Source organism: Vibrio sp. 10N.247.311.12 (assembly GCF_041467515.1).
Lineage (GTDB): Bacteria > Pseudomonadota > Gammaproteobacteria > Enterobacterales > Vibrionaceae > Vibrio > Vibrio crassostreae_C.
In genome coordinates this window covers 277,927-287,487 of record NZ_JBFSUV010000001.1, presented here as the reverse complement: position 1 = coordinate 287,487, position 9,561 = coordinate 277,927, and the positions used below count along the sequence as shown (strand labels likewise).

7 protein-coding genes and 1 other annotated feature are annotated in these 9,561 nt (G+C 43.3%); of the genes, 4 read left to right on the top strand and 3 right to left on the bottom strand.

Translation table 11 applies throughout. The annotated features are described in order from the left end of the window. Positions 1 to 375: 375 nt before the first annotated feature. The 3 genes from clpB to rluD form a co-directional block, all read right to left on the bottom strand. On the bottom strand, positions 376 to 2,949 hold the full coding sequence (gene clpB / locus AB6E30_RS01150) for an ATP-dependent chaperone ClpB (RefSeq protein WP_372102429.1): 2,574 nt from the start codon (positions 2,947 to 2,949) through the stop codon (positions 376 to 378). Between the two features lie 142 nt (positions 2,950 to 3,091). Then, positions 3,092 to 3,832, bottom strand: coding sequence for a peptidoglycan editing factor PgeF (gene pgeF, locus AB6E30_RS01145; protein WP_065584732.1), 741 nt, complete (start codon positions 3,830 to 3,832; stop codon positions 3,092 to 3,094). A 2-nt stretch (positions 3,833 to 3,834) separates the two neighbouring features. Continuing rightward, positions 3,835 to 4,809 (bottom strand): 23S rRNA pseudouridine(1911/1915/1917) synthase RluD, encoded by a 975-nt coding sequence (rluD, locus tag AB6E30_RS01140; RefSeq protein WP_017059364.1) that lies wholly within the window; start codon positions 4,807 to 4,809, stop codon positions 3,835 to 3,837. 137 nt (positions 4,810 to 4,946) lie between these two features. Between rluD and AB6E30_RS01135 the strand changes: the two genes are divergently transcribed. From AB6E30_RS01135 to pheA, 4 genes are all read left to right on the top strand, one after another. Beyond that, complete coding sequence (locus AB6E30_RS01135; RefSeq protein ID WP_017059363.1) at positions 4,947 to 5,675, top strand: outer membrane protein assembly factor BamD; 729 nt, start codon at positions 4,947 to 4,949, stop codon at positions 5,673 to 5,675. Positions 5,676 to 5,815: 140 nt separating this feature from the next. Continuing rightward, on the top strand, positions 5,816 to 7,240 hold the full coding sequence (locus tag AB6E30_RS01130) for a lytic transglycosylase F (protein WP_346762957.1): 1,425 nt from the start codon (positions 5,816 to 5,818) through the stop codon (positions 7,238 to 7,240). Between the two features lie 424 nt (positions 7,241 to 7,664). Continuing rightward, a complete protein-coding gene (hpf, locus tag AB6E30_RS01125) occupies positions 7,665 to 8,000 on the top strand; it encodes a ribosome hibernation-promoting factor, HPF/YfiA family (RefSeq protein ID WP_102394030.1) in 336 nt (111 codons plus the stop codon). Positions 8,001 to 8,110: 110 nt separating this feature from the next. Next, positions 8,111 to 8,232, top strand: a sequence feature (Phe leader region). Positions 8,233 to 8,244: 12 nt separating this feature from the next. Next, positions 8,245 to 9,420 carry a prephenate dehydratase gene (gene pheA / locus AB6E30_RS01120; RefSeq protein ID WP_017059361.1) on the top strand — a complete coding sequence of 392 codons (1,176 nt, stop codon included), beginning with the start codon at positions 8,245 to 8,247 and terminating at the stop codon, positions 9,418 to 9,420. Positions 9,421 to 9,561: the final 141 nt, after the last annotated feature.

The following is a 9,561-nucleotide window of genomic DNA, read 5'->3' as shown; positions in this document are numbered from 1 at the left end:
TATTCATCAACGAGTGCCCACACAGATTGATAGGTTTAAATTGTTAAAGAGCTTTACTTGTTGAGCCTTCCTTTTAGTAAGGAGCCTCTCGAAGTGGACGGCCATTCTAGCGGATTAGATTCCAGTGTCAAACACTTTTTCCAGCTAATTTTTCAAAGCATCTTAAATGCTTATCACCGTCTTGTTACTCAGTTCAAACCGCTTGGTTATCCCTGACAACGGAGGCGCATTATAGAGATAATAATCTTGCGCACAAGGCCAAAAACGAAAAAAAGCCGCCACTAGCGACTGTTCGAATAGTATTTATACAAAGCGTTCGAAATAGGTACGATTTAGACTAAATTTAGCGAATCGTACCTATTGTTTCTGCCCCAATCACTGGTGAGCAATAATTCTGTCGTTATTAACTAATAGCTGCACTTTCTTATCTGGATTAATTTTTCCTGCCAGTATCGCTTTCGCTAACGGGTTCTCGACACTTTGTTGAATCGCTCTTTTCAAAGGTCGCGCGCCATATACTGGATCAAAGCCAACTTGAGAAATTAACTTGAGTGCTTTATCCGAAACTTCAAGCTCATAACCATTGTCTTCCATTCTCTTCTTAAGGTGCTTAAGCTGAATAGCGGCTATCGACTGAATGTGCTCTTGACCCAATGGATGGAACACCACGCTTTCATCAACTCGGTTCAAAAACTCAGGACGGAAATGTTTACCTACCACTTCCATCACTTCATTCTTTATTCCTTGGTAGTCGAGCGTATTGAAGTTCTCTTGAATTCTCGAAGAGCCAAGGTTGGATGTCATGATCACTACCGTGTTTCTAAAATCGACTGTACGACCTTGTCCATCAGTTAAGCGTCCATCATCAAGCACCTGCAATAAGATATTGAAAACATCAGGATGCGCTTTCTCTACTTCATCTAGCAAAATCACTGAATAAGGCTTGCGACGCACTGCTTCTGTTAAGTAACCACCTTCTTCATATCCAACGTAACCCGGAGGAGCACCAACCAAACGAGCAACAGAGTGTTTCTCCATAAACTCAGACATGTCGATACGCACCATTGCATCGTCACTATCAAACATGAAGTTCGCGAGTGTTTTACACAACTCCGTTTTACCAACGCCAGTTGGACCAAGGAATAAGAAAGATCCAATCGGCTTGTTTGGATCAGATAAACCTGCACGGCTACGACGAATCGCATTCGATACCACTTCGACTGCTTCCGCTTGGCCAATAACTCGCTTATGTAGAACACCTTCCATTTTAAGAAGCTTCTCTTTCTCGGCTTCTAGCATTTTAGAAACAGGTATGCCTGTTTGCTTCGATAGCACGTCTGCAATTTCTGCATCAGTGACCTTATTACGCAGCAGCGTCATTTCTTGCATTTCAGCTTGAGTCGCAAGATCTAACTGCTTCTCTAATTCTGGGATTCGACCGTATTGCAATTCAGACATTCGGTTAAGATCACCAGCACGTCTCGCAAAATCCATATCCATACGAGCTTGTTCTAGCTCTGACTTGATGTGTTGCGTGCCAGAAAGCGCGGCTTTCTCTGCATTCCACACTTCTTCAAGCTCTGCTAAATCTCGTTCTTTGTCAGAAAGCTCTTCTTGTAATGTTCGAAGGCGTTTTTCACTGGCTTCGTCATTCTCATTAGTAAGAGCTTGCTGCTCGATCTTTAACTGAATGATCTTACGCTCGAGCTTATCTAGTGACTCAGGTTTTGAGTCGATCTGCATACGAATACTCGAAGCTGCTTCATCAATCAGATCAATCGCCTTATCTGGCAACTGACGGTCTGAAACGTATCGATGAGATAAGGTTGCCGCTGCGACAATCGCTGGGTCGGTAATTTCTACATGATGATGAAGTTCATAGCGCTCTTTCAAACCACGAAGAATCGCCACCGTGTCTTCAACCGTTGGTTCATCGACAAGCACTTTTTGGAAGCGGCGCTCTAACGCTGGATCTTTCTCTATGTATTGACGGTATTCATCAAGAGTCGTTGCGCCAACACAGTGGAGTTCACCACGAGCCAACGCTGGTTTTAGCATGTTACCGGCATCCATAGAGCCTTCACCTTTACCAGCGCCGACCATAGTATGAATTTCATCGATGAAGAGAATGATATTGCCCTCTTCTTTAGACAATTCATTGAGGACTGACTTCAAACGCTCTTCAAACTCACCACGATATTTAGCGCCAGCTACCAAAGCACCCATGTCTAATGAAAGTACGCGTCGGCCTCTTAAACCTTCTGGCACTTCATTGTTAATAATGCGCTGAGCCAAACCTTCAACGATAGCTGTCTTACCAACACCAGGTTCACCGATAATGACTGGGTTGTTCTTAGTACGACGCTGAAGTACTTGGATAGTACGGCGGATTTCGTCATCTCGGCCAATTACCGGATCCAGCTTGCCTTGCTCCGCTCTTTCAGTCAGATCGATGGTGAACTTCTCTAACGCTTGGCGTCGGTCTTCGGCATTTGGGTCATCAACTTTTTGACCGCCACGAACCTGCTCGATAGCTTGAGATAATTTTTGCTCAGTAAGACCTAGTTCTTTAAGCAGGTTACCTAAAGGGCCTTTATCTTCAATTGCGGCAAGTAGGAAGACTTCCGAAGAAATGTATGTGTCTTGACGCTTTTGTGCGACCTTGTCACATAGGTTGAACAAAGTACCCATTGCATTCGACAGTTGAACATCACCACCGATACCACTTACTTTCGGTACACGGTCTAATATTTCGCTTAGCTTTGAACGCAATTGAACCACATCAATATTCAGCATGGTGAGCAATGGACGAATTGCACTACCATCTTGATTAAGCAAAGACACCATTAGGTGCACAGGCTCTATATATTGGTGATCACGACCTAATGCGAGCGACTGAGCATCAGATATCGCAATTTGGAATTTACTAGTGAATCGATCGAGACGCATGCCAACCTTCCTACTCTTAGATATGTTTATCTTATGGTTAGAAGATGGATACGGTAACGCGGATTTTCAAGGGATAAGAATGAAGAATAGAGCTGTTATAAAAATATAAATGAGCTGGATGACTGGTTGCACTAGTTAAAGGTTACTCTAACCAAATAAAAGTAGCTTGGCGTCCAGTAATACCATCACGACGATAAGAATAGAACGCATCGGCATCAGCGAAGGTACATAGATTAGAGTCTGTCACAGAAGTTACACCAACTTTGTTCAGTCGTTGCGTTGCAAGCTGAGACATATTCGCTAGCCATTTGCCTGGTTCAGCTTTGGCTTCAAATGCGAGCTTAGCTTGAGAGTCAAAACTAACGAAAGCTTCCAACACATCATCGCCTACTTCAAAAGCTTGTTTGCCTATTGCAGGACCAAGCCAAGCAATGATCTTATTCTCTGAACCTAAGTTTGAAAACTTTGCGACGGCATTTTCAAGAATGCCACCAGCAAGACCACGCCAACCAGCATGAACTGCAGCAACTTGAGTGCCTTTGGTATCAGTAAGGATTACAGGTAAGCAATCGGCTGTCATCGCAGAACAAACAACATCTTTAGCTGTGGTAAATGCACCGTCAGCATCAAGAATATCTGCCGTAGGGTGTAAAACCGTAACGACATCTGTTGAGTGAGTTTGATGTAGCCATACCGGAGCGGCAGGCATATTAGCGTGTTGCTTGAGCCAGGCTCTGTTGTTTTCAACAAGCGAAGCATCATCCCCAACATGCGTACCTAGGTTTAATCCTTGATACGCACCAGTAGAAAAACCATCAAAACGTGTCGAAGCAAATGCTTTCACGTTTTTTGGTGCATTCCAGTTAGGGATGATCATCGACATGATTAAATGTCGTCTTCCAAGTTTTCGCGCGCATCAACACGTAACGCTTCAGCCATCACGACCATGTCATTTGGCACAGGAGCGTGGAACTCAACTTCTTCACCTGTAATTGGGTGAACAAATTTAAGCATAACGGCGTGCAGTGCTTGGCGATCAAAAGAACGAATCATTGTTGTTAGTTCTTCAGATGCACCTTTTGGAATACGAGCACGACCACCGTATGCAACGTCACCTAGCAGCGGATGCTGAAGGTATGACATGTGAACACGAATTTGGTGAGTACGACCCGTTTCTAGGCGTAGACGAATACGAGTATGCTCGCGGAAGTGCTCAGCAACACGGTAGTGAGTTACCGCTGGCTTTCCTAATTCATTTACATCCATCAAGGTACGCTTAGTTGCATGACGGCTAATGCCTTTCTCTACCACACCACCAGCGGTCATTTTGCCAATTGCAATTGCTTCATATTCACGAGTAATACGACGCTTAGCAAGAGCACGCACAAGACGAGTTTGAGCTGGAACCGTTTTAGCCACAACCATAAGACCTGTTGTGTCTTTATCAAGACGGTGCACAATACCTGCACGAGGCACTTCTGCAATCTGTGGGTAATGGAAAAGCAATGCGTTTAGTATGGTTCCATCCGGTGTGCCTGCGCCTGGGTGTACAACCAGATCGCGAGGCTTATTGATAACCAATAAGTCATCATCTTCGTAGACAATGTTTAGAGGAATATCTTGTGCTTCCCAGCGCTCTTCATCTGCAAGTTCAGCTTGCAAGATGATCTCTTCACCGCCCAAAACCTTAACGCGCGGCTTTGTAATAACTTCGCCATCCACTTGGATTTTGCCGTCAAGAAGCCACTCTTTAATGCGAGAGCGAGAAAAATCGGTAAATAGTTCAGCGACAGCTTGGTCTAAACGTTGACCTAACTGGCTGCTTTTTACTGTGTCTGTTAATGTGATCTGCTGAGCCATATCGAACTTTTTTAAAAACCGTGAGACTAATACCCATTAGTATGGATAAAATAGAATAATTGCATCATTGTATCTGTTACTGGTTAGAAAGTAACGGAAGCTTACGAAATATTTAATTCAAGGAATCGACGCCTGACATGAAACACCTTACTTTATCGGGTCTATTAGCCGTATCACTCTTGGTTGGTTGTTCAAGTAGTGAAGAGATAGTGCCAGATGTACCACCATCGGTTCTCTACTCTGACGCTCAAGAATCACTGCAGAGCGGTAGCTGGCTTTCAGCAATAGAAAAGCTAGAAGCCCTAGACTCACGTTACCCATTCGGCGCCTATTCTGAGCAAGTACAGCTCGATCTGATTTACGCTTACTACAAAAATGATGACTTGGCACTTGGCCTCGCTACCATTTCACGTTTCCTACGTTTGAACCCAACGCATGAGAAACAAGACTGGGTTCTTTACATGCGCGGCTTAACGCACATGGCGCAAGACCGAAACTTCATGCACGATATTTTTAATATCGACCGTAGTGACCGAGATCCTGAACCAGTGAAACTTGCGTTTGCTGACTTCAAGCGACTACTCGAACGTTTCCCTAGTAGCCCTTATGCTGAAGATGCACAAAAACGCATGTTCGCACTTAAGAACCGCCTAGCAGAGTATGACTTAGCAACCGCTGATTTCTACCTACGCCGCGAAGCTTGGATTGCTGCGATCAACAGAACGCAAGAGCTGCAAAAAACTTACCCAGACACCATTGCTGCGCGTAAGTCTTTAGATATCCAGCTAAAAGCTTATCAACAACTCGGCCTAGATGACGCTGTGTTAAGAACAGAAAAGTTGATTGAGTTAAACCCACTACCTTAATCAAACCTCTTACATCTCAATCCTAAAAGCGCGCTAATTTACTAGCGCGCTTTTTTTCATCTACATATCGCAAACTTGATGGAACGCATAATACACGGTATCTTCAAAAGATAACTTTTAACAAAACATCAACATGGAGTGTGGATGTGAGTAGGTTGTTATTATTTATCTGGATATCGCTATTTAGCCACTTATCCTACGCATTAGAACTGTCTCCATTAAGCAATAAGCCTTACATGGGTGACTTGGATGTGCTCAAAACCAAAGGAACGGTTAGAGTGCTAGTGTCTGCCGATCTTGGTTTCTATTACATCGAGGATGGCAAGCCAAAAGGCATCGTGGCAGAAATGCTCTACCACTTTGAGAAAAGCCTTCGTAAGAAACATCCCTACCTCAATGTTCAAGTCATCCCCGTGCAACGAGATGATCTACTTCCCTCTTTAGAGTCTGGCTATGGTGATGTCGCTGTCGCTAACCTAACGATCACCGATAAACGATTACGAACCATCGATTTTTCGGATCCGATGATTAAAGATGGTAAAGAACTCATTATCACAGGGAAAAAGGCCGAACCTATCACCGAAATCAAGCAATTGAGTGGCAAAGAGGTGTGGATACGAGCAAGCTCGAGTTACTTCGAGAGTGTACAAAGAGTTAATAAGGAGCTTAACGAGCTAGGTTTACCACCACTGTATGTCCACTTTATCGAGGAGTCATTACAAGACTACGAGCTGATAGAACTGGTTAACCAAGGTTATATACAAGGCACAATTCTGGATAACCATAAAGCCAAGCTCTGGATCGATGTAATGGAAAACATTCAAGTCCATAACGACTTACCTTTACGAGAAAATGGTCGTATTGCTTGGGCTTTAAGAAAAGACAGCCCTCAACTGAAGAAAGAGATAAACAAATACGTCAAGACCGCACGAACAGGCACCCTGCTTGGGAATGTCATCTACCAGAAATACATCGACAATACTCGCTGGTTAGGCCGAGCACTCAACCCCAATAAAGTAGACCGAGTAGCTAAACTCTCAGATGTCTTTGAAAAGTATTCGAGCAAGTATGAATTTGATCCTTTAATGATGTCAGCTCAAGGTTTCCAAGAATCAGGACTGGATCAGAGCCGGATTTCTCATCGCGGGGCTATTGGTGTGATGCAGGTATTACCGAGTACCGCCAAAGATAAAAACGTCAACATCAAGAACATCCATAAGGTGGATAACAACATCCATGCGGGTGTGAAGTATATGCGCTTTATCAAAGACCGATATTTTGACGACCCGGCAATATCACCCGACAATCAAATCTACTTTACCTTGGCTTCTTACAACGCTGGTCCTGCTAAGATCAGAAAGATGAGGAGCATTGCCAAGCAGAAAGGTTACAACCCAAACATCTGGTTTAAAAACGTAGAAATCATCACTCGCAAATACGTGAGTAAAGAACCCGTAACCTATGTTGCCAACATCAATCGTTACTTCGTAATCTATAAACAATTACAAGCTATCAATGCTATCCGAGAGGACGGCACAGCGAGATTACTGAACACTAACGACTAGGATCGCCTCCATCCCAGAGCTGGGGAGCCAAAGGTATTAGGTAAAGCTAAAAAACACAAAAGCCGCATAAGAATACTTATGCGGCTTTTGTTTATCTAATTCTGAAGAAGCTTATGTAGCGACCTATATTACAAGACCTATATCACAAAACACTATTGAGTAAATTTCAATCAAGCACTTTCCATAGGCTGTAGGACGCCCCTAAAAACTGATTTAATTTTTAGCGAAGCCTTGCCTCCAAGTTATCGTTTTTCATAAGGATAACAAGCATTTTTCGCCAAAAAGATACTAAGACTTGCGTAAGATCACATTTGATTTTAATGCTTATCCTACCCAACCAAAACAAGATCTAGATCACATTCTTTATTCCTAAAAGTCGTAATCTGAAGTTAACCCATGAGGGATACAACAGAGGAAAACTTCTATGAAAATGAACATCACTGGTAAAAACATCGACATTACCTCTGCAATCCGTGATCACATAGAAAGCAAATTTAAAAAGCTAGATAAATGGCAAGTAGACATCATTGGCTGCCAAGCGAGCTTTAGCGAAGAACCAAACAAGAAGAAGAAATTTGAAGCGGTACTAACCGTACCAAAAGGCCAACTTGTTGCTTCATCAATCCATGACGACCTCTACGTAGCGATCAACGAAGTAGAACAAAAACTAGAGCGTCAACTCAACAAGCTACGCCATAAACCAGAAGCGCGCCGCACTGAAAAGCCTGAAATCGAAGAGCTAGAAGCTGAAGTAGAATAAGGAAAGAGAACAGATTAAAAAATAGCGCCTCAGGGCGCTATTTTTTTGCTTGACGCTCGTAGCTCGCTTGCTTATTGTGTTTAAACATTCATAAAACAATCACTTTTTATGCACACTCAATCTTTGTTTATTTTTGACTTCTTTTTTCTTCCGTAAATCGGAGGCTAAGTCGTTTTAGAAAAACAAGTCAAAAACGAACAAGAAGCCTCCCACACTAGGGAGGCTTTTTTATAAGGACACATTTATGACTGACCGCTCAATTTCACTGGATGATATCCGCCTTCGTCTTAATGATTTAGACGACGAACTCCTGAAGTTACTTTCAGAGCGTCGCAAGCTAAGTATCGAAGTCGCTAAAAGCAAAGTAGAGACATCAAAACCAGTTCGTGATGCAGTACGAGAACAACAACTATTAGTTAAGCTGATCAACAACGGCAAAGATAAATACGAACTTGATGCGCAGTACATTACCAAGCTGTTTCACACCATCATCGAAGATTCCGTTTTACTACAACAGTCATACTTACAAAACCTAGCGAACCCGCAAAGCCGTAAACCATTGGCTCGCGTTGCATTCTTAGGTTCTAAGGGATCGTATTCTCACCTTGCGAGCCGCGAATACTTCAGCCGCAAGAATATGGAATTGATTGAGCTGAACTGTAATCACTTCAAAGAAGTCGCATCAACAGTAGAGTCTGGCCATGCCGACTACGGTGTCCTGCCGATTGAGAACACCAGTTCAGGGTCAATTAACGAGGTCTACGACCTGTTACAGCATACGACTCTATACATTGTTGGCGAACTTTCTCAACCGATTGAGCACTGCCTTGTTGCTAAAAGTGATATCCGTTTAGAAGACATCAAAACACTCTACTCGCACCCACAACCTCATCAACAATGCAGTGAGTTCTTGAGCCGCCTTAAGGGTGTCAACCTTGAGTCTTGCGCAAGCACCGCTGATGCAATGAAAAAAGTTAAAGAATTGGGTGGTAATGACGTAGCTGCTATTGGTAATGCATCGAGCGGTAAGCTTTATGGACTACAGCCAATCCAGAGCAATATTGCAAACCAAACAGAGAACCACACTCGTTTCATCGTTGTGGCGCGTAAGCCTGTTGAAGTATCGACTCAAATACCAGCGAAAACAACGCTCATCATGTCGACATCTCAAGAGGCGGGTTCTTTGGTAGAAACACTACTGATCCTGCAACGCTTAGGCATCAACATGACTAAGCTAGAATCTCGTCCTATCATGGGTAACCCTTGGGAAGAGATGTTCTATGTCGATTTAGAGGCGCATCTGGATTCAGATAATATGCAACAAGCGATAACGGAACTAACAGCCATTACTCGCCACCTTAAGGTGTTGGGTTGCTACCCAAGTGAGAACATCAAAGCGACTCAAGTTAAGTTGTCATAGCTGAAAGTGAGTATCAGCTTTTAGCTAACATAAGTATTTGGCCTACAGCAGGCCAAATACTTAAATCACCCTCTAGTCGAGTACTATTCTCGCTAAGAAAACTCACCCTAGCATGCCTGAAACACAATTCACTTGTTTCGC

What these genes read in the sequence shown, in the direction of transcription:
- clpB (WP_372102429.1), bottom strand. Translation starts at nt 2,949, where the DNA reads ATGCGTCTCGATCGATTCACTAGTAAATTCCAAATTGCGATATCTGAT.
- pgeF (WP_065584732.1), bottom strand. Translation starts at nt 3,832, where the DNA reads ATGTCGATGATCATCCCTAACTGGAATGCACCAAAAAACGTGAAAGCA.
- rluD (WP_017059364.1), bottom strand. Translation starts at nt 4,809, where the DNA reads ATGGCTCAGCAGATCACATTAACAGACACAGTAAAAAGCAGCCAGTTA.
- AB6E30_RS01135 (WP_017059363.1), top strand. Translation starts at nt 4,947, where the DNA reads ATGAAACACCTTACTTTATCGGGTCTATTAGCCGTATCACTCTTGGTT.
- hpf (WP_102394030.1), top strand. Translation starts at nt 7,665, where the DNA reads ATGAAAATGAACATCACTGGTAAAAACATCGACATTACCTCTGCAATC.
- pheA (WP_017059361.1), top strand. Translation starts at nt 8,245, where the DNA reads ATGACTGACCGCTCAATTTCACTGGATGATATCCGCCTTCGTCTTAAT.